Source organism: Paenibacillus sp. FSL P4-0338, assembly GCF_038002365.1.
Taxonomy (GTDB): domain Bacteria; phylum Bacillota; class Bacilli; order Paenibacillales; family Paenibacillaceae; genus Paenibacillus_AQ.
The window spans coordinates 4,032,835-4,052,803 of the sequence record NZ_JBBOCG010000001.1 but is presented as its reverse complement, the minus strand read 5'-3'; the positions used below and the strand labels follow the sequence as shown (position 1 = coordinate 4,052,803).

The 19,969-nt window shown below is 45.4% G+C and carries 19 protein-coding genes; 16 read left to right on the top strand and 3 right to left on the bottom strand.

Going from position 1 to position 19,969, the window contains the following annotated elements; genetic code table 11:
• The first annotated feature begins 4 nt into the window (after positions 1-4).
• From MKZ07_RS17805 to MKZ07_RS17740, 15 genes are all read left to right on the top strand, one after another.
• A complete protein-coding gene (locus tag MKZ07_RS17805; RefSeq protein WP_036701822.1) occupies positions 5-973 on the top strand; it encodes an ABC transporter permease in 969 nt (322 codons plus the stop codon).
• 21 nt (positions 974-994) lie between these two features.
• Positions 995-1,870, top strand: coding sequence for a carbohydrate ABC transporter permease (locus MKZ07_RS17800; RefSeq protein ID WP_036701820.1), 876 nt, complete (start codon positions 995-997; stop codon positions 1,868-1,870).
• 48 nt (positions 1,871-1,918) lie between these two features.
• Positions 1,919-3,028, top strand: coding sequence for a glycoside hydrolase family 88/105 protein (locus MKZ07_RS17795; RefSeq protein ID WP_036701818.1), 1,110 nt, complete (start codon positions 1,919-1,921; stop codon positions 3,026-3,028).
• Between the two features lie 128 nt (positions 3,029-3,156).
• Entirely contained in the window at positions 3,157-4,500 is a 1,344-nt protein-coding gene (locus MKZ07_RS17790; RefSeq protein ID WP_036701816.1) for a glycoside hydrolase family 28 protein, read from the top strand.
• A gap of 330 nt (positions 4,501-4,830) precedes the next feature.
• Complete coding sequence (locus tag MKZ07_RS17785) at positions 4,831-5,580, top strand: LytR/AlgR family response regulator transcription factor (protein ID WP_036701814.1); 750 nt, start codon at positions 4,831-4,833, stop codon at positions 5,578-5,580.
• Positions 5,568-6,872, top strand: a complete 1,305-nt coding sequence (locus MKZ07_RS17780; RefSeq protein ID WP_036701812.1) for a sensor histidine kinase — start codon at positions 5,568-5,570, stop codon at positions 6,870-6,872. The genes MKZ07_RS17785 and MKZ07_RS17780 overlap by 13 nt, the downstream gene beginning before the upstream one ends.
• A 166-nt stretch (positions 6,873-7,038) precedes the next feature.
• Positions 7,039-8,613, top strand: coding sequence for a radical SAM protein (locus MKZ07_RS17775; RefSeq protein ID WP_036701810.1), 1,575 nt, complete (start codon positions 7,039-7,041; stop codon positions 8,611-8,613).
• Between the two features lie 56 nt (positions 8,614-8,669).
• On the top strand, positions 8,670-8,882 hold the full coding sequence (locus MKZ07_RS33620; protein WP_076161002.1) for an Apre_1838 family putative sactipeptide bacteriocin: 213 nt from the start codon (positions 8,670-8,672) through the stop codon (positions 8,880-8,882).
• 72 nt (positions 8,883-8,954) lie between these two features.
• The gene (locus MKZ07_RS17770) at positions 8,955-10,790 is read left to right on the top strand and encodes an ABC transporter ATP-binding protein (protein ID WP_036701809.1); all 1,836 of its coding nucleotides are present in this window, start codon (positions 8,955-8,957) and stop codon (positions 10,788-10,790) included.
• The gene (locus MKZ07_RS17765; protein ID WP_036701807.1) at positions 10,762-12,012 is read left to right on the top strand and encodes an insulinase family protein; all 1,251 of its coding nucleotides are present in this window, start codon (positions 10,762-10,764) and stop codon (positions 12,010-12,012) included. Before MKZ07_RS17770 ends, MKZ07_RS17765 begins: the two co-directional genes overlap by 29 nt.
• Positions 12,013-12,105: 93 nt before the next feature.
• Complete coding sequence (gene vanR, locus MKZ07_RS17760; RefSeq protein WP_036701805.1) at positions 12,106-12,801, top strand: VanR-ABDEGLN family response regulator transcription factor; 696 nt, start codon at positions 12,106-12,108, stop codon at positions 12,799-12,801.
• A complete protein-coding gene (locus MKZ07_RS17755; protein WP_076160996.1) occupies positions 12,791-13,927 on the top strand; it encodes a sensor histidine kinase in 1,137 nt (378 codons plus the stop codon). The genes vanR and MKZ07_RS17755 overlap by 11 nt, the downstream gene beginning before the upstream one ends.
• Position 13,928: 1 nt before the next feature.
• On the top strand, positions 13,929-14,483 hold the full coding sequence (locus MKZ07_RS17750) for a VanZ family protein (RefSeq protein ID WP_051494088.1): 555 nt from the start codon (positions 13,929-13,931) through the stop codon (positions 14,481-14,483).
• A gap of 136 nt (positions 14,484-14,619) precedes the next feature.
• Positions 14,620-15,507 (top strand): ABC transporter ATP-binding protein, encoded by an 888-nt coding sequence (locus tag MKZ07_RS17745; RefSeq protein ID WP_036701803.1) that lies wholly within the window; start codon positions 14,620-14,622, stop codon positions 15,505-15,507.
• The gene (locus MKZ07_RS17740) at positions 15,507-16,763 is read left to right on the top strand and encodes an ABC transporter permease (RefSeq protein WP_036701801.1); all 1,257 of its coding nucleotides are present in this window, start codon (positions 15,507-15,509) and stop codon (positions 16,761-16,763) included. The genes MKZ07_RS17745 and MKZ07_RS17740 overlap by 1 nt, the downstream gene beginning before the upstream one ends.
• A 50-nt stretch (positions 16,764-16,813) precedes the next feature.
• On the opposite strand, the gene MKZ07_RS17735 is transcribed toward MKZ07_RS17740, so the two are convergent.
• From MKZ07_RS17735 to MKZ07_RS17725, 3 genes are read right to left on the bottom strand one after another with little or no spacing between them, the layout of a single operon-like run.
• Entirely contained in the window at positions 16,814-17,452 is a 639-nt protein-coding gene (locus MKZ07_RS17735) for a hypothetical protein (protein WP_036701800.1), read from the bottom strand.
• Positions 17,449-17,958 (bottom strand): flavoprotein, encoded by a 510-nt coding sequence (locus MKZ07_RS17730; protein ID WP_036701798.1) that lies wholly within the window; start codon positions 17,956-17,958, stop codon positions 17,449-17,451. The genes MKZ07_RS17735 and MKZ07_RS17730 overlap by 4 nt, the downstream gene beginning before the upstream one ends.
• 12 nt (positions 17,959-17,970) lie before the next feature.
• On the bottom strand, positions 17,971-18,540 hold the full coding sequence (locus MKZ07_RS17725; RefSeq protein WP_036701796.1) for a TetR/AcrR family transcriptional regulator: 570 nt from the start codon (positions 18,538-18,540) through the stop codon (positions 17,971-17,973).
• Between the two features lie 204 nt (positions 18,541-18,744).
• Between MKZ07_RS17725 and MKZ07_RS17720 the strand changes: the two genes are divergently transcribed.
• A complete protein-coding gene (locus tag MKZ07_RS17720) occupies positions 18,745-19,755 on the top strand; it encodes a ketoacyl-ACP synthase III (protein WP_036701795.1) in 1,011 nt (336 codons plus the stop codon).
• The last annotated feature ends 214 nt before the right edge of the window (positions 19,756-19,969 follow it).

The following is a 19,969-nucleotide window of genomic DNA, read 5'->3' as shown; positions in this document are numbered from 1 at the left end:
AATCATGCAGGAAGTATCCGCCCCGCCCCGCGTAGTTCCCGAACCCATGCCGAAGAAATATAAGAGCAGCAGTGAGCTGAAAAAGCGGCTGTGGCGCAACAAATTGCTCTATGTCATGCTGATCCCCGGCGTGCTGTATTTCATTATCTTCAAATATTTGCCGATGTACGGACTGATTATTTCCTTCCAGGATTACAAGCCTTACCAAGGGATTACCGGTAGCGAATGGGTGGGCATGAAGCATTTCAGCCGGCTGTTCACCGAGCCGGATTTCCTGAACATTTTGGCGAATACGCTGATTCTGTTCGGGATGAACATTCTGATTTATTTTCCGATTCCGATTATTCTGGCCCTGATGCTTAATGAACTCAGAGGCACCTTCTTCAAAAGATTCTTCCAGACCCTAGTGTATCTGCCGCACTTCATGTCTTGGGTTATCGTCGTCTCGATCTCCTTCGTCATGGTGACGATGGACGGGGGGATTATCAACGAGCTGCTGGCTTACTTCGGCTTCGCCAAGATCAATTTCCTGCTGAGTCCGGGCTGGTTCCGGCCGATGTATATCCTTCAGGTCATCTGGCGGGAAGCAGGCTGGGGCACGATTATCTATCTGGCTTCTATTGCGGCTATTGATCCGGGGCTCTATGAAGCTTCGCGTATGGACGGAGCCGGACGGCTCAGACAGGTCTGGCATATTACGCTTCCAGCCATCCGGGGAGTGATCATCACCCTGTTTATTCTGAAAATCGGTTCCGTTCTCGACCTGGGCTTCGAGCATGTCTACCTGCTGCTCAACTCCATGAACCGCGAGGTTGCGGAAATTATTGATACGTATGTCTATACCGCCGGTCTGCGGCAAGGGCAGTTCAGCTACAGTACAGCCATCGGCTTCTTCAAGTCGATTGTGGGCCTGATTATGGTTATGACCGTCAACAAGGTGTCCAAGAAAATAGGAGAAGAAGGCGTTTATTAAAATGCCGCAGGAGGAATTCAAATGGTAGAAGACCGTACATTCAGCGGCAGACTATTCTCTGCCGTCAACTTTATACTGCTCGCCCTGATCGCGCTGGTAACGGTGCTGCCGTTCGTCCACGTGGTAGCAGGCTCCTTCACTACAAGTGCTGAGCTGGCTGCCAACAAGTTCGTGCTGATTCCGAAGGTATGGAGCTTCGAGGCGTACAAATTTATTTTCTCCACGAATACCATCTTCAGAGCTCTGGGTGTGTCGATCGGGGTTACGCTCATAGGCACGCTGTTCAGTATGTTCGTTACGGCGCTGATGGCCTACGGTCTCTCCCGCAAGGATCTGGACGGCCGCCGGGTGTTCAACTTCCTGGTGGTGTTCACGATGCTGTTCCACGGGGGAATGATTCCTACGTTCCTCGTGGTGAAGGAGCTGGGGCTGATCGATTCGTATGCGGCGCTAATTCTTCCTTCCGCGATCAGTGCATTCAATATGATTATCCTCAAGAACTTTTTCCAGAACATTCCGGAGGGGCTGGAGGAATCGGCCAAGATCGACGGCTGCAATGACTTCGGGATTCTGTTCAAAATCGTCCTGCCGCTCTCGCTGCCCGCGATTGCCACGATCTCTCTATTCTACGCCGTGACGTACTGGAACACGTATATGAGCGCCATTCTCTATCTGGATAACAGCGCTAAATGGCCGATTCAGGTCCTGCTGCGGCAGATCGTCGTGCTGGCCAGCGGGATGGATCACAGTGCGACGCTGGACGGCACGGTTCCGCCGCCGGATCAGACGATCAAGATGGCAGTTATCGTGGTCGCTACGCTGCCGATCCTGATGGTGTATCCGTTCCTGCAGAAGCATTTTGCCAAGGGTGCGATGCTGGGCTCGATGAAGGGCTAGTTCCTGGGGACGGGCGGGCTATTCTGACAAGATGAAAGGGGTATTACGATGATAGGCAGTCTGCCGCAAACACCGATTGAATGGGCGCAAAAGGCCTGTGATTCATTAATGGATACGTATGAGGCGGGAGAGCTCCCGCCTGCGCACCGCTGGCATTATCACCAGGGCGTGTTCCTGTGCGGGATGGAGCTGCTGTGGAAGACGCTCCGGGAGGACCGCTATATCGATTATATTAAGCAGTATGTGGATGATCTGGTGGATGAGCAGGGGAACTTCGACTTTGCCCGGGATGAGCTGGATGCCGTTCAGGCGGGGCTGCTGCTCTTCACGCTGTATGAACGGACCAGCAAGCGGAAATACCGGGAAGCTGCAGTCAAACTCCGCCATCTGCTGCTGACGCTGAACCGGACCTCCGAAGGCGGGTACTGGCATAAGGACAAATATCCGAACCAGATGTGGCTGGATGGACTGTACATGGCCGGGGTGTTCTCGCTGAAGTACGCGAATACTTATAGAGACGATGCCTTGCGGGCCGAGGTCCTGCACCAGGAGCGTCTGATGCGCAAATATATGAAGGACGAGGCGACCGGCCTGCTCTACCATGCCTGGGATGAGAGCCGCCGCATGCCGTGGGCCAATCCTGCCACTGGTTGCTCGCCGGAGTTCTGGAGCCGTTCGCTTGGCTGGTACGGGCTTGCCGTCTCGCAGTTCATGGATGAGCTGCCGGAGACTGATCCGGGGCGGGCGGAGCTGGCTGCCGAGCTGTGCGGGTTCGTGCAGGCGCTGATCCGTTATCAGGACCCGCAGAGCGGCCTGTGGTATCAGGTGGTGGATAAGGGACAGGAGCCGGACAACTGGCTGGAGACCTCAGGCTCCTGTCTGTTCGTCTACACGATTGCCAGAGCAGTGAAGCTGGGTATCCTTCCGGCTGAAGTTACGGATGAAGCGGCGGAAGCAGCGCGTAAGGGCTACGAAGGCTTAATTCAGGTGCTCCAGTGGGATGAGCAGGGCCGGCTGCTGCTGCCGGATATCTGTATCGGGACCTCGGCGGGAGATTACCGGAACTATGTTACCCGCCCGAAGGTCAGTAATGATCTGCACGGGGTAGGCGCACTGGTGATGGCTTGTGTGGAGATGCAGGATTTGTATAAGGCATAAGGGTGATAGGGTAGAGGCTGCTGGTTAGGCATATGCATGATAGAGCCGGAAGCAGATGCTCCTGATACAGGCGTAACAGAGCTGAGGTTACGTGAACCGGCAGCTAGAGTAAAGAATGGAGGTGCAGGGTGTTTAATATAGTAGATTACGGAGCGCAACGGGACAGCGGGGTATCAGCAACGCAGGCGATTGCGGATGCTATTGCGGCGGCGACCCGTGCGGGTGGCGGGATGGTGTATATTCCAGCGGGGACTTATGTGACAGGTGCAGTGCGTATGCGCAGCAACCTGGAGCTGCACTTAAGTCCCGGTGCGGTATTGTTCTTCAGTGCCGATCCGGCGGATTATCCTGTCGTGGAATCACGGTGGGAAGGGGTGAAGCGGGAGGTTCATGCCGCCTGCATCTACGGAGCGGGCCTGACTAATGTCTCGATTACCGGGAGCGGAACCATTGACGGGAATGGGGAACCCTGGTGGGAGAAGCACCGGAACCGCCCGGAAGAGCTGGAGTATCCCCGCCCGAGGCTGATTGGCTTCGACGATTGCAGCCGGGTGACGCTCCGCGATCTGACGCTGATGAATTCTCCAAGCTGGACGGTGAATCCGATCCATTGCAGCAATGTGATGATCGATAATCTGTCGATCCTGAATCCGGCCGATTCGCCGAATACCGACGGAATTAATCCCGAATCCTGCCAGGATGTGCGCATCAGCAACTGCCATATTGATGTCGGCGATGACTGCATTGCCATAAAGGCAGGTACCGAGGATACCCAGGAGCGGATTCCCTGCGAGAATATCACGATTACGGGCTGCGTGATGGTTCACGGCCATGGCGCGGTGGTGCTGGGCAGTGAGATGAGCGGCGATATCCGCAATGTAACGATCAGCAATTGTGTGTTCAAGCAGACGGACCGCGGCATCCGCATGAAGTCCCGGCGGGGACGGGGCGGGATTATTGAGGATATCCGAATCAGCAATATAGTGATGGAGGATGTGATTTGTCCCTTCACGCTGAACCTTTATTACTTCTGCGGACCCAGGGGGAAGGAGAAATACGTCTGGGACAAGAATCCGTATCCGGTGACAGCGGAGACGCCGCAGTTCCGGCGGATTCATTATGCCAACATTACGGCCCGCAATGTTCATGCCGCTGCCGGCTTCCTGTATGGGCTTGCCGAGCAGGCCGTCTCGGAAATCACCTTCACCAACATCGATATCTCGATGGCGGAGCACGCTGTGCCCGGCCAGCCCGATATGATGGCAGGGCTTCAGGACATGCAGCGCCGGGGCTTCTTCCTCGGCAATGTCCGTCAGGTGCAGTTCCAGCAGGTCACTATTGAGAACCACGACGGCCCGGCTTTTTATGTTGAGAATGGGGAAGAAGTGGAATTCCTGAACTGCCGCTCCAGGAACACGGCGAAGCCGGAGAAGCTGGTGGAGCAGGTTACGGTGGCGCTGGCGGAACGGTAACGCCTGGGGGTTCTGTGAGACCTGGTGAAATCAGGCGAGATTCGGTGAGATCAGGCGAGACCAAGGGAGTCATTCCTCTGACCGTGTGCGTGGAAGCTGAAAGTGAAAGAGCCTGGTCCTTTTGGGGACCGGGCTTTTAAGGTTTTACTGGGTAAGTGATGACTGGATTTATTTGTATTTTTTATGGAATAATGAGATGGATAATTATAAATTATGGGAAAGTATTGCACTTCTATGATATTGTTAATACTAATGATTCCTATTTAATTGGTTTCTTGCATTCTTTTATGTTTTTAAAATAAAAACAAAGAGGATCATAGGAGGGAAAGTATGTTAAATGTGGCGTTGTGTGATGATGATAGAGACTTTTTAGATGGAATTCTTCCTGTAGTTCAAAAGACATTCCAAGCTTTGAAGATTCCGGTCTCCATATATTGCTTTACAAAAGCGGAGATATTGATTAAGAGATTTGAAGAGTATAATCCATATTTTGATCTCATATTCTTGGATATTGACATGCCCTTCATGAATGGAAAAGAAGCGGCAAGAAGACTTCGCATTTTGGATAGCCATTTTAAGCTGGTGTTTATGACTTCATTTGAACAGGAGATATTAAGCACCTTTCAATTCAATGTAAGTGATTTTTTGCCTAAGCAGCTACTGGAAGATAGATTACCGGCAGTTATCAAACGATTGGGAAAGGTCATTACGGAAGAACACCCGCAGAATCAAATTTTCAGAGTTAATCTTGCCGGGGATAGGGAAATGACCATTAAAGTACCCTTGGATGACATCATCTATTTTGAAACTCTTAATAGGATTACTTACTTACATACTCGAACCAAAACATATGTGTTACATTGCTGCAAATTCATAGACCTAATAGAACATTACAATTCCTTGGGGTTTGTTGAAATATATAGGGCATGTATCGTAAATCTTAAGTACATATTTTCTATAGATGATGCGGAGATTCGTTTGGATAACGGAATTACATTGCCATTAAGCAGAAGGAAAAGACATCAGGTTCTCGAAAAATTCGTTGATGTGATCAGTGAGGTCAACCGATGTCAGGAATGACCAATGGATATTCTTTTTTACTTGTAGAAAGTGCTCTCGGGTATTGGTTCATTAATAAGTTCCTAAAGTGTAGAACAAAGGGTTATTGGAAAATTGTTGTGTTTCTCCTAGCTGTAATAGTTAAATCTCTTATTACACAGTTTTATCCTGTGGCGCCCATTATAATGAAAGCGCTTATAGTAATGGTGATAACACTAATAACTATACATGTATTATATAAAGATATGATTTTATTTAAATTATTTCTTATTTTATTTACTGAATACTTTTTAGTAATTAGCGATATTTTGACAATTGGCATATTCTCTTTAGCAGGCTGGGCAAATCAGGATAATTATTTATTTAATATTTTACAACTAATAGTATTTTTTTGTATTAGATTAGCAGTCATAGTATTAAATTTGATATTTATCAAAAAAATAAACTTTAATCTAACGATTAAGTCGTGGGTTTGCATAGACGTGATGCTTGGAGCCTTGGTGGTCATTGTCAATTCTCATAGAGTAATAAATAGTAAATTCTCAAGCACGAACCCAGAATTATTATGGCTGTCCTTTAGAGTATCTATTTATTTCTTACTAATGTCATTATTAATTATTTATCTATTCGGGGAATTGTTCTATCAAAAAGAGCAGCAAAGGAGAAGTCTTGAACTACAAAATAAGCTACTGGAGCAGCAATTGGCAACTGATGAAATCTCGGCTTATGACTTGAAGCAAATTAGGCATGATATTGGAAATAACCTTGCCAACATAGCCTACTTATTGAAAGAGAATTGCATAGAGGAATCTATAGAATATATTCAGGCGATTTCAGCCACTCTGGAGCGCTCTAAGCCTGTAATACAGTGTGGTAGTAAATATATTGATTCTATATTGAACTATGAAATCGCTGTATGCAAAAAAAAGAATATTGCTGTGGAATTTGAGATTGATAGTCTACCAGAATTAAGCATTGCACCTACCTATTTATCCGCTATATTAACTAATGTTCTTAATAATGCAATTGAGGCAAACTTGGGGGTTATGGAGAAGGAAAGGTATCTTAATGTGAAGATTTTTTGTTACAAAAATTATTTATCTATTGTGGTTACAAATCCATATCATCATAAGCTTATTCATGGTACTGGCCTATTGAAAACGAGCAAACCAAACAAGTTGCATCATGGGTATGGGTTAAGATCCATAAAGGCTGCGGCAAGTAGATGTGGTGGAACTTTCAAGTATTCATATAACAGTACAGTATTCAGAACTACTATAGTTGTTCCCATATCTCCTATCCAGGATACTTAAGAGATTCCCCTAAGAATACCGCACAGTCAAATATAGTTACCACTCAGCTTGGAATTATATACATTGTTGTATTTAAATGATAGATTTCAATCAGACATTAACTTTGTGAATTTAATTACATATTACAAATGAGTACCATAAACGAGTAAAGGTGGATGATAACGTTATGGTTAATGAAACACTAGACTCTAAAATTATGGAATTCAAGCCGTTTTTTCAAGATTTAAAAAAGGATAATCAATTCTACCGATTGGGTAAACCCTTTGAGACATCGGAACGGAAATACTTTTATGATACGGGAACAGGGAAAATTTTTCAGATTAACGAGAATGTTTACGCAGTTTTATCATGTCTTTTTGACTCGGATCAGTTTGATTCACTTTTAGAGCTTAAAATGGAAAATAAAGTACTTATAGCAGCTCTGCTGGAAATTAAAGAATGCATAGCTGAGGAACATATTTTATCAGCGCCGCCAGTTACATGCTTCTCCGGTCCTCATGTCAGCGCTCTGGAGAATTATCTGGAATACAATATGAACCAACTCACTTTAGAGGTCACTGAGCGATGCAATTTAAGGTGTAAATACTGTATTTATCAAGAGTCTCATAATGATTTTCACGGATATAATGAGCGCGATATGACCTTTGAGACTGCTAAAAAAGCTATCGACTATACCTATCCGAGAGTAGAAGAGGAATTTTTCCTTGCATTTTATGGCGGAGAACCTCTGCTGAACTTTAAATTAATTAAGCAATGTGTAGAATATGCTGAGAAGCTTGTCGTTGATAAAAAATTGGGTTTTTCAATGACTACAAACGCAGTTCTAGTTACGAAAGAAATTGCTCAATATCTGGTTGAACATAATTTTGTTGTGCTGGTTAGTCTAGACGGACCAGAGGAGATTCATGATGAGAATCGCATCTTTCAGGATGGAAGCGGAAGCTTCAAGCATGTCATGCGTGGCATAAAATATCTTGTAGAGGCTAAAGAAAAGAACCGTTCTAAGGATGAAAGTGGTGATACTTTATACTTCAGCCTGGTTGCAAGCGGTTCTAATCTGGTGGAGAAATATAATAAGATTCAAGATTTTTTTGATAATACAGAATGGCTGCCCAAACCAGTGACTGTAAATGCCTCCTACGTGTCTTATGGTCGTACTGGAGAAGAGTATCTGGAACCGACAAGTCTTGAGGATAAATCCTATAGGGAAGATAAATCTATTGACCCGCTGTTTTCGTGGAGTGTGGAGAATAAGAGAGATGCAACTGCTCGAAATAAGCTATTTTCCAACGGTCAAATGAGGAAATTTCTTCATATGATTCATAGACGAGATATCAGGCCGGTTCCAATGGATAATTATTATTTTAATGGTTGTTGTGTGCCTGGCTCAAGACGGCTTCATGTTAATGTGGATGGTAATTTTTTGCCATGTGAGCGAGTAGGCAGCGTTCCGTTTTTAGGCAATGTGGATAGCGGATTTGATATCCAATCCATCCAGAAACATTACGTCCATAACTTCATGGAGAAATCTGTTGAATACTGCAACAAATGCTGGGCAGTGCATTTGTGCACAAGCTGCTACATTGATTGTTTTGACGAGGAAAAAGTCGATTTATCATACCGCCATAGTGGTTGCAGATATATCAGGTATCTTCTTGATCAGAGTCTAAGTTTGTATCATGAAATTCTGGAACATGATCCAGAATCTCTAATGGAGCTTAATGAGATTATTGCAAAGTGAGGTAAAAATATACAACTGTATATTTTTATAAATGTGACTAAAGAGGAGGAAGAAGTATGAAACTGATTAATCCTGTCGGACGGGACATGAGTTCGGGTCTGGAAGCGCACTTTGAGCCTATGGCATGTATGTGTGGTTCCGGCGGTGGCCAGTTTACCGGTGCACGCGGCAATAGTGATAGTTGCTTCCACTGCGGCTGTGATTGTACCAGCTCGAGCTATGGTTCCGGCAATGATAGAAACGCTACTACTACGATTCACAGAAGCTAACACAATCTAAATTAACGGGAAGAAGTTCTGCTGTTAAGGGCTTCTTCTTGTTGATTTGTGGTAGGTGAAAAGATGAAATCACTACTTACTGATTTTTGGAATAACATTGGCGTTGCTAGTAGAACTTTGGGTTTTGTCTGGAAGGCATCGAAGAAAACAATGACTGCAATCTTAATTATCACGCTTCTTCTTGGAATTATCGTCCCGGTGAATACCATTATATGGGGGCGGTTTCTGAATACACTAGCTTACATAAACAGTGATTATGGATTAAGCGATGTGATATTGTGGCTTGCTTTAAATTGTGGGATTTGGGTGCTGAATGGCATCCTCCAAAAAATAAGCAAGTTTTATAAGGATATGCAAAGTGATTATCTGAATTTGTACATAACAAATATAATTCTTGATAAAATTAACGGTTTGGAAATCATACATTTTGATGATCCCATTTTGTATGACCAACTTAATAAGGTGAACAGTGAGGCATTAGGCCGATCTATCAGTGTACTTAATAATTTAGTGTCTATTCTTCAAAATGGTGTAGTTCTATTAGGAGTAATCGGAATCATTGTTTTATATAAGCCAGCTATCATTGGACTACTTTTGTTGACCTTCATTCCTGTGCTGGTTATCAATATTAAGATATCCTCAAGATTGCATACCATTTATAACAGCAGACTGGAGAATCTGCGCTTGGTCACGGCGATCAAGTCATTAATGATTAGATACGAAAATATTAAAGAGCTTAAAATTGCCCGTGCGGGGGAAGAGTTGATTCAAAGGGTTTCAACTACGTATAAAAAATATTTAACTGAAGACAGAGGTATCCGAAAACGGAATACAGCTATTCAGGCATTTGGAGATTCCCTCGAATTGCTCACTAAGTTCTGTTTTACCCTGTACATCATTATTGATGGTATAAAACGAAAACTCGGTGTAGGCCTTATTGTAATGTATATCAATTCCATTGAGAATCTTATGCAAGCCATTGGAAATATGATTGTGACCTTTGCTAATACTTACAATGATAACTTATATATGAATACTCTATTCGATTTGTTGGATAAAGAAACCACCTCCTCGTCATTAGGGAGTGAGGTATCGCTCAAGAATTTCCGAAGCATTATCCTGCATCATGTGTATTTTAAGTATCCGAAACTGGATACGTATGTTCTTGAAGATATTAATTTTGAGCTAAGGGCTGGACAATCCTATCTTATTGTGGGTTTGAACGGCTCCGGTAAAACCACCCTTATCAAAATACTAAGCGGATTGTATGAGCCTAGCTGTGGCGATATAACTGTTGATGGCGTTAATATCCGATCCTTCAGCAAAAATTCTTACAGGAACAACTTTTCGGTGGTATTCCAGGATTTCATTCACTATCCAATGAGTGTGGAGGATAATATCAGGTTCGGCAAATTTGAAGATAAAGAGCATACATTGAGAATGTATGATTCCGCACAGCGTACGGGAGCTGCGGAATTTATTAATAAGCTACCCCATAGCTATCAAACTCAATTGCAAAATGAATGGTCCGAAGGAACTGAAATTTCTGTCGGTCAGTGGCAAAAGCTTGCAATTACCCGGGCTTTTTTCGCGGATGCACCAATAACCATTATGGATGAGCCTACGGCATCCCTTGACCCTGTTGCTGAACATGAGTTTTACATGGGAATCAAAGAGATGATCAGAAGCAGAACCTGCATTTTAATTTCACACAGATTTACTACAGCCAAACTGGTGGATCAGATTATCGTGATTGACGATCATCGAATCAGCGAATGCGGTTCATTTGAAGAGCTTATGTGCAAAGACGGCAAATTCAAAGAATTATTCACACTTCAGGCCGAGAAATATAATTTAGGAGACGGTGTCAATGAAGGAAGGCTGTCTGTACTTGGATAATTATTTGAATTTGGATTATGTACACTTCAGGAAAGAAGCTAAGGCCCAAGATGCCATCATTACACTAGCTGTCAAAGTAGGTTCTGTTGATGATAGGGAATGCAAAGGGATAGCGCATTATCTGGAGCATATGCTCATTCTCTCTCTAGCGAATGCTTCGCAGATTGCTCCCGGTCCGTTCAGGATTAAAGGAACAACGGATTTTGATAAAACACTCTATGAAATAACTTGTTCTGATAATACGGATGATATCTGCCAGGCTATTAAACTGTTACTAGAAATTTACTCGGGGCGGTTGTTAAAAAAGAGCGATATGGAGGAGGCTTATAGAGATATCAATGAAGAATATGAGCGGTTAAATGAGAATAATCCACACAACCTTTTCAAGATCCTGATGGATAACTCTGAACTGATTGACTCGTTACCTCTGGGAACCAGAGATTGTCTGGATGATATTACTTATGAGGAAATGCAAGCGTTCCACCAAAGGACATACTGTAGAGCGTTAGCCCATATCTTAGTGGTAAGCTGGAGCAATGACGAGAAGCTGAGACAATGCTGCCGTGATAATATGGAAACTATCAGGACTGTCAAGCGATTTCAGCCATTAAATGAAGAGCGCCAAGCCCCTATGTACAGTGCTGTAGCTAATAAATATGTATTCAGAACAGTAGAAGCTACCAAGTGTAGCTTATTTGTGTACGAAGCACAGACAGGCTCTGAAGATCGTTCTCGTGGAAAAGTCGTTAAGGATATCGGCCTTGTAGTTTTGGATTATTGTCTGCGGATAATCTTTTCAACGGATGCTATCTATGTCGCTAAGCTTCGTTACAATGAATTCTATACATTTCTCTGTATTTATTTTCCCATGTCAATCAATCTTGAGAGTGGGTTATATACCAATCAGATTTTCCGATTTATTTATCGTGAAACGATTAGTTTGTTAGCCGCCAATGACTTGCTGCCGGAGATTATTAAAGCCTACAGAAATCAAATTATGGAAAACGAACTAACGCGAGAGCTGATTATGAAAGAATTAATATCTTCGGCTCTTTATCATGAACCCATATATGCAATGAAAGAATATTGTTCGATTCTTAATGAGGTATCTTGTGAACTGGTTTTAGAGCAAATATCAGCTTGGCTTAACCAGGGAGAAGAGATTGCGGTAGTAGTTGATGAAGCATGGCTGAATGGAAGCATGTACGCTATTTTAGGATAATCTTAAGAATTTAATAAGAAAAATACTACATTCTCTCCTGGGATTTTCTGCTACAATGGCTGTATTCATGCAATGAAGGCAGGTGATAACCAAATGATTGAAAATATTGTAGTGGTGGATGATGAGCAAGCCATCACCGATCTTATTGAAATTTATTTGAAAAATGAAAATTACAATGTTGCAAAATTTGATAATGGGCAAGATGCTCTAGACTATATTGAGCGCGAACAAGTTGATCTCGCTATTCTGGATATTATGCTCCCGGATCTTAACGGGTTTATGGTATGCCAGCGTATTCGGGAGAATCACCATTTTCCTGTCATTATGCTAACGGCCAAGGATGAAGAGACGGACAAAATTACTGGTCTTACTCTGGGAGCGGATGATTATATAACCAAGCCGTTCCGTCCGCTTGAAATGGTTGCACGTGTGAAAGCGCAGTTGCGCAGGTATACAAAGTACCGGTCCATATCTAAGTCGGACGAAGGCATCATATCCTATTCGGGCTTACGTATGAATGTGGACACGCACGAGTGCTGGCTGAACGAAGAGGCCTTGTCTCTTACACCCACTGAATTTTCGATTCTCAGAATGCTGTGTGAGCATAGGGGAAGAGTGGTTAGCTCCGAGCAGTTATTTCATGCGATATGGGGAAATGAATATTACAATAAAAACAACAATACGATCACTGTGCATATCCGGCATCTGCGTGAAAAAATGAAGGATTCCGTAGACCATCCGAAATGGATTCGGACAATCTGGGGAGTTGGATATAAAATTGAAGCGTAAAAAGCCATTGACCCTGAAATACTCAAAGCTGAGAGCGAAAGTATTTATTAGGATGCTTGTATTGATTGCTCTTGCTCTTGTGGCAGTGGATGGGCTGTATCTATTAGTGCGGGGAAGGCTGGGCGAGGAGGGTGTCCGGCTGTTGCAATTCTTTACAGGATATGAGTATGAACAGGCGCTTTCAATTTACAATAGTGCTCTTCGTGAACATTGGGAGATCATTATGCTGACTGTCATATCAGCATTTTTTTTACTGTTTTTTTATTTTTCACTATCTTGGTTTACTAAGTACTTTAATGAGGTCGATACAGGAGTCGATGCTTTAATCCAAGATGATGCGGAGATCAAGCTGTCGCCGGAGATGTCTTCAATGGAGCAGAAGCTGATATTTGTTAAGCAAACTCTGCAAAACCGTGCTCTGGAGGTACAGGTGACTGAGCAGAACAAAAGAGATCTTGTGATGTATCTGGCGCATGATATAAAAACACCGCTCACTTCTGTCCTTGGATATTTAAGCTTATTGAATGAAACTCCCAATTTGCCGTATGAGCAGCAGCAGCATTATATGAAAATAGCGTTGGATAAGGCGTATCACCTGGAGCGTTTAATCAATGATTTTTTTGAAGTTGAACGGTATAATCAGCAGACCTTCCAATTGAATCAGCAGCTTGTCGATATCTCTTATATGCTGGTCCAAATGCCGGATGAATTCTATCCTATACTATCACCCGCTGGGAAGAAGATGATTGTTGAGGTGGAGGATACGATAACGGTTCATGGTGATTCTGATAAATTGGCGCGGGCATTCAATAATATTCTCAAGAATGCCATCGCCTACAGTGATGATAACAGCACGATTGAGGTATCCGCGAAGACTCTTGAGGGTAGGGCAATTATTACCTTCATGAACATCGGAGCGATGATTCCGGATGATAAACAGGATAAAATATTTGAAAAGTTCTACCGTTTGAATGATGCGCGTTCTACGAAGACTGGAGGGTCAGGTCTTGGGCTTGCTATTACCAGAGAAATTATTACCCGGCACGGGGGAGAGATTGACCTGCAGAGCGGCCAAGGGACAACAGTATTCTGTGTCCGGCTGCCGCTTTTCTCACAAGGAGGTTAATATGGCTGATTTAATAGGCTATTTCATCATCGGAGGAATATTGATTGCCGCAGTTGCAGTGCTCTATCTGCCGGTGTTTTTCTTATTGAAGGAGAGAGTGAGTGTAGTCCGGCAACTGAGCATATTATTATTTGCCGGAGCTTGTCTTATTGTGCTGTATGCTACAATTTTCTCCGCATGGGGGGAAGACGCTTTCCATCCGAAGGTCTATCATTTGAATCTTATTCCCTTAAGCTGGCTCAGGGCTTCAGAAGGCATGTCTGAGGAGAAGATGCTTGTGCAGGCTGTTGCCAATATCATTATGTTTATTCCATTCGGCTGCTCTCTACCCTTGTTATTTTCAAGGCTGAGGTCTTTCGGGCGAAGCGCAATGATAGTCTTTACTGTAAGCTTCATGATTGAGTTTGTGCAATATTTTCTGGGGGCGTCTGCAGATATTGATGATATTCTCCTGAACCTGATAGGAGGAATGCTGGGCTATTGCTTGTTTAAGGTTAGCTTCAGCTACCTTCAGCGCTCTAAGCGTACTCCCGGACCAAGTAGAAATAAATCTTAATACTTTCTTAGGATTTTCTAAATAAAATAACGATGCAATATTAAAGTTCAATCTGCTTATCCGAGATAAAATTAATCTTGGGTAAGCAGATTTTTGTATGTATTCGGAATTTACAAGCTTCTGGGGAGGATGGAGTATGGAATTAGTATTGGATAAACTCACAAAGCAATTTGGCCGTAAAACTGCAGTCGATCAAATGTCAATTCAAATGCAGGCTGGAGTATACGGCATGCTGGGAGCGAATGGGGCTGGAAAGACAACTCTGATGCGTATGATCTGTGGTGTACTTAAGCCTACACAGGGCTCTGTTTATTTGGATGGAAGAACGCTTGAGGATTTAGGTGAGAATTACCGTAGCGCCCTTGGATATCTTCCGCAGGATTTCGGTTATTATCCGGATTTCACCGCCAAGGATTTCATGCTCTATGTTGCCGCACTGAAGGGAATATCCCCGCAGGATGCCAGAATCCGTAGTTCGGAATTACTGGCGATGGTTGGGCTAACTGAAGTTTCCGCTAAGAAAATACGTACATTCTCGGGTGGTATGAAGCAGCGGTTGGGAATTGCTCAAGCCGTTCTTAACGACCCGCGCATATTGGTGTTGGACGAACCTACTGCCGGACTTGATCCGAAAGAGCGGGTACATTTCCGAAATTTAATTGCAAACTTCGCCAAAGATAAAATCGTTATATTGTCTACGCATATTGTATCCGATCTCGAATACATCTCCGATACCATTTTAATGATTAAGGATGGCAAGCTGCTTATTAATCGTCCGGCTGACCGCATCGCACATGAAATGGATGGCAAGGTATGGAGGTGCGTATTGCAGAAGAAGGAGGCGGAAGCGGCCAGTCGTTCATTCTGTGTAGCCAACCTGCATCATGGAGAGGATGACAGGGTTGTCCTCCGTGTACTCAGTGATACGATTCCTATGGAGGGAGCCTTGAATGAGGCACCTACACTTGAGGATCTGTATTTGTACCATTTTCATAACAATATGAAGGAATACAGGGGGCTCTAATGAATAGCTTATTCAAATACGAATTCATGAAAATTGCCAAGAAGCGAATGAATTTAGTCGTAGTTCTGGTCAGCTTATCACTAACCTTGCTCTTATTTATTCTACCCGTCAAAAGCTATATTTCACTGGAGCGGGACGGTCACCAGGTCACTGGCATTGCCGCTATCCAGCTTGAGAAGGAGTATGCCCGAGAGCTTGCAGGCATGTTAACCGAAGAGCGGGTGGCAAAGGATATTGCCTCCTACCAGGCATTATTCTCTAAATCTGAGAATGTGGTCAAAGATGGAAGTCAGTTGAAATTGAAGGAAGATATGTTTACCCGTTACGTATTGCCATATTACTCCTACTACAAGATGATTGATGATGCTTTTTTGGAGCCTCAGGTTACAGATAACGGTCTTACAGTCCTCCGGGACCTGAAGTCCGAAGAAGCTGGTGAATTCTATAAGGCCCGCGAAGATAAGGTGACCAGTTATTTGAATATGGATTTTTCCGACTGGACATATTCAACTCAAGAGAAGGCCTTCTGGAATGCCAAGAACAGCCAGGTAGACGCTCCTTACGTATATGGTTACCATGCCGGCTGGAAAAGCCTATTTCAGTGCTTCGAACTGCTGATTGTATCTATTATAGCCATTTGCATTTGTGTTGCTCCTGTATTTGCAGGAGAGTATCAAACAGGCGCAGACAGCGTCATTCTATCTACCCGATATGGAAAATCCATGCTGATAAAAGCAAAGATTGCGGCAGCTTTCCTCTATGGCTTACTGATTTTTAGCATTCATCTGGGATTGGCTGCCGGTATTCAGCTTGTGGCGTTTGGAATGGATGGCTGGGACTTGCCATTGCAAATTCTGAATGTTACTATTCCCTACTCGTTCACCATGCTTGAAGCAGCATTGATATGGACGGGTATACTTTATTCGGTACTGTTCGGAATGATTTCAGTAACCCTCTTGTTGTCCGCCAAGATGAAAACAGCATTTGTAGTCCTTGTCATTGATGTGTTAATTGTTTTGCTGCCTGTCTTCTTAGGACTTAGCGGATCGAACGGCGTATTGAATCATATGCTTATGCTGCTTCCCTACATGGCAGTGCAACCAGTATTCCCAGCAGAGTATTCTTCATATTTTTCGTACCCTTTACCAGGTCTAACAATAAGTGTAATCACCATGAGGGTTGGGTTATATGTGATGGTCACTATAATATGTCTTCCATTTATCGGACGCGCTTTTAAGCGTCATCAAGTTCAGTAGCTTCGTCCGGGAATGGAGATTCCCACCTGCCACCGGAAATCATCGCCGGCCTACATCCGCCGCCGCAGGTCCTTCGGCTTCAGCCCGTTCTTCCGGGCCGTCCCGTGCCAGAAGAAGTGCGTGGCATTGAATTTCCAGGCGAAGCGCGGGAAGTTGGGGTTGATCAACAGAGATTCCCCGGAATTCCGGGACTGGATGTTCCCGGCCAGGCTGTGCATGGCGCGGCCCAGATTCTTCAGCGGGCCCCGGCCGAGCGGTACCTTCCCCAGAGAGCCCAGCATTTCGCCGGCGCCGTGGCCGATGCCTTGCCCGAAGTGAACCCCGGCGCGCTCGCACCAGTGTCTGAGGATATCAAGCGCAATCTGGTTTTGCTCACCTTCATAGAAGCCGTTGTTAATTAGTGCATAGACGTATATCTCCCGTTCGCGCTCTGTCTTTAGGTATCCTTCGAGGGTAACCAGGAGCTGGAACAGATGCGAGGGGATACCGTCATTATAGAGCGGGAAAGCCAGGACCAGCACATCCATGCGGCATAGCTCGCTGTACTCTTCTGGAGTGAGCGGTCTTTTATTCGGCGTATAGGCGTGCAGCTCGTTCCCGTCTGCAATCAGCGGCTCCAGCATCCCCAGCAGAAGGCCTGAGTTACTGCCGGTAGGCTTGGGGCTGCCGTTAATCATGGCAATGTTCATTGCAGGACCTCCCTAATGCTCTGCGGACTGGTATGGAAAAATACGTTATTGCCTGCCGAATACAGATTCATGCTATTAGCTGCAACGAGCCTTCTCGCTGTATCCTGCTCAGCCTCCGTAATGTCGTCGCCGTAGAAATGCACCGAGAGTGTGAACTGGTGATCATAGCGGCTGCGGTGACGGGTCGCTCCATCTTTGGTTACAAAATAGGGAAGGACGTAGGAGATACTCCGGTTCAGCACATTCACCACAAAGGGGCTATAGCTGCCGTACATACATTTACTGATGATCGTGAGTTCATCGCTGCGCGAGAACAGCTCGCCCAGATTGTCGTAGCCATCTCTCTTAATAACGCATGTCCCGGGAGTCCGGGTCCAGCAGCCGAAGCAGCCCATGCATGAATGAATTGCACCGCTATCCGAGATGACCGTTACTTCCTCTTGTGCCATATCCCCCAGCCAGCCCTTGAATTCTTGCTCCTGCAGATCGTGTATGATCGTTCTCAAGACTTCATCTCCTTAAAAGATAGATTTAAGCTCCAGCAGATCGCGCCAGTTGCCCGAATACTTAACCCCGTTATTGGTAAGCAATGCCGTAATTCCATGCACCATGGACCAGAGTGTGATTAGCTGAGGGGTGAACTCGGTCTCTGGCAGACCGTTGCTGCGGAACACTTCAAAGGCTGTAGTCCTGAACAGGACGAATGGCGGATAACTGTCAGCATCATAATTGTCCAGATTAATGATTATGCCGGAATGGTAGAACAGAAACTGGAAATACTGTGGATGCTCTACGAAAAAATCAATATAGGCCTGCCCAAGCCGGGAGATCGCTTCAAACTTACCTTCCTGGCCTTGAACGGAGACACGCAGCGAATCCATAAATTGCCCGGTGACATGCTCTCCCATGGCGGCTATTAGTTCATCTATATTTTTGAAATGGCTGTAGGGCGCGGTGTGGCTGACTTCACATTCGGCTGCGACCTTGCGCAGGGAGAAGCTGCTAATGCCGTCGGTGTTAATAAGCTTGATGCCTGCTTCAATGAGCTGGTTGCGTAAATTTCCGTGGTGGTAGGGTTTATCCTTCAAGAGTTGTGTTCTTCCTTTCCTTCTTGCCTATTATCTTAACATTGTAAAGATTGTAGCATGTGTTTTCGATCTTTACAATGCTAAGATATGATTGCTGCTGGGCGCTTCCGGGTATACATTTTGCAAAATAGTCAGGAGCAGGTTATAATTAGTACCAAGTGCTAATATCAGATACTATAAACTAAAAAGGTGAGGTGGGATCACATGACAGGTGCAAAAATTACAGCGATCGGATCTTACGTGCCAGCCCGCAGACTTACGAATCAGGACCTGGAGCAGATGGTGGATACCAATGATGAGTGGATTGTGCAGCGGACGGGTATCCGGGAGCGCAGAATCAGCCGCGAGGATGAATATACCAGTGATCTGTGTGCAGCCGCCGTCCGGGACATGATGAAGCGTTATGGCAAAAGCGTACAGGATGTCGATATGGTGCTTGTGGCGACCAGCACGCCTGACTTTTCTTTCCCATCTGTGGCCTCGATTGTGCAGAATACCCTTGGCATTCCGCTGACGGCGGGAGCGATAGATCTGAGCGCCGCCTGTGCCGGATTCGTGTATGCTCTGCATACGGCTCATGCGCTGGTATCCTCGGGACTGCATCATAAGGTGCTGGTCATTGGTGCTGATACGCTGTCCAGAATAACGGATTATACGGACCGTAGTACCTGTATTCTGTTCGGGGATGGAGCAGGGGCTGTGCTGGTGGAGAGCGGCGGGGCGAAGGATGACTTCATGGGATACCATCTCGGCAGTGACGGAAGCGGAGCGCAGCATGTCTACCGCACAGGGCTGGCTGAGAAGGTGAACGGAGTGGAACTCTCCGCGACAGGGCTGCTGGTGCAGAATGGCCGGGAAGTGTTCAAGTGGGCGGTCCGTACGGTTCCGCAGGGAGTACAGCAGGTGCTGAAGAACGCCGGAGCAGGTCTTGCGGAAGTAGACTGGTTCATCCCGCACAGCGCCAATCTGCGGATGATTGAACCCATCTGTGAACGGCTGAATTATCCGCTGGAGCAGGCACTATACAGTCTTGAAGCCTTCGGTAATACCTCGGCTGCCAGTATTCCGCTTGCGCTTGATCTGGGTATCCGCGAAGGGAAGGTGCGCAGCGGCCAGCAGGTGTTGCTGTACGGATTCGGTGCGGGTCTTAGTCATGCAGGTCAACTGGTTAGGCTGTCGCTGGACCCTCAGGTAGCTGAGCCTACCTCGCTGTGATGGATTGAGACTAATGAAGCAAGGACAGGCCGATGTGGGGGCCAAGCCGAAAAATGGTCCCCAAAATCAGAAAAACGGTGCCTTGAAGCAGCCCGTTAAATGAGCGATTATAGTATCGGAAGCGTTTTCGGGTGGGTGCATAGTGCATCCAAGCGAAGTTCTGAGCTGGAGGGGAGGGATCGCAGGGCAGGTCCGGAGAGGCAGAAGTTCAGCG

What these genes read in the sequence shown, in the direction of transcription:
- MKZ07_RS17805 (WP_036701822.1), top strand. Translation starts at nt 5, where the DNA reads ATGCAGGAAGTATCCGCCCCGCCCCGCGTAGTTCCCGAACCCATGCCG.
- MKZ07_RS17800 (WP_036701820.1), top strand. Translation starts at nt 995, where the DNA reads ATGGTAGAAGACCGTACATTCAGCGGCAGACTATTCTCTGCCGTCAAC.
- MKZ07_RS17795 (WP_036701818.1), top strand. Translation starts at nt 1,919, where the DNA reads ATGATAGGCAGTCTGCCGCAAACACCGATTGAATGGGCGCAAAAGGCC.
- MKZ07_RS17785 (WP_036701814.1), top strand. Translation starts at nt 4,831, where the DNA reads ATGTTAAATGTGGCGTTGTGTGATGATGATAGAGACTTTTTAGATGGA.
- MKZ07_RS17780 (WP_036701812.1), top strand. Translation starts at nt 5,568, where the DNA reads ATGTCAGGAATGACCAATGGATATTCTTTTTTACTTGTAGAAAGTGCT.
- MKZ07_RS17775 (WP_036701810.1), top strand. Translation starts at nt 7,039, where the DNA reads ATGGTTAATGAAACACTAGACTCTAAAATTATGGAATTCAAGCCGTTT.
- MKZ07_RS33620 (WP_076161002.1), top strand. Translation starts at nt 8,670, where the DNA reads ATGAAACTGATTAATCCTGTCGGACGGGACATGAGTTCGGGTCTGGAA.
- MKZ07_RS17770 (WP_036701809.1), top strand. Translation starts at nt 8,955, where the DNA reads ATGAAATCACTACTTACTGATTTTTGGAATAACATTGGCGTTGCTAGT.
- MKZ07_RS17765 (WP_036701807.1), top strand. Translation starts at nt 10,762, where the DNA reads ATGAAGGAAGGCTGTCTGTACTTGGATAATTATTTGAATTTGGATTAT.
- vanR (WP_036701805.1), top strand. Translation starts at nt 12,106, where the DNA reads ATGATTGAAAATATTGTAGTGGTGGATGATGAGCAAGCCATCACCGAT.
- MKZ07_RS17750 (WP_051494088.1), top strand. Translation starts at nt 13,929, where the DNA reads ATGGCTGATTTAATAGGCTATTTCATCATCGGAGGAATATTGATTGCC.
- MKZ07_RS17745 (WP_036701803.1), top strand. Translation starts at nt 14,620, where the DNA reads ATGGAATTAGTATTGGATAAACTCACAAAGCAATTTGGCCGTAAAACT.
- MKZ07_RS17740 (WP_036701801.1), top strand. Translation starts at nt 15,507, where the DNA reads ATGAATAGCTTATTCAAATACGAATTCATGAAAATTGCCAAGAAGCGA.
- MKZ07_RS17735 (WP_036701800.1), bottom strand. Translation starts at nt 17,452, where the DNA reads ATGAACATTGCCATGATTAACGGCAGCCCCAAGCCTACCGGCAGTAAC.
- MKZ07_RS17720 (WP_036701795.1), top strand. Translation starts at nt 18,745, where the DNA reads ATGACAGGTGCAAAAATTACAGCGATCGGATCTTACGTGCCAGCCCGC.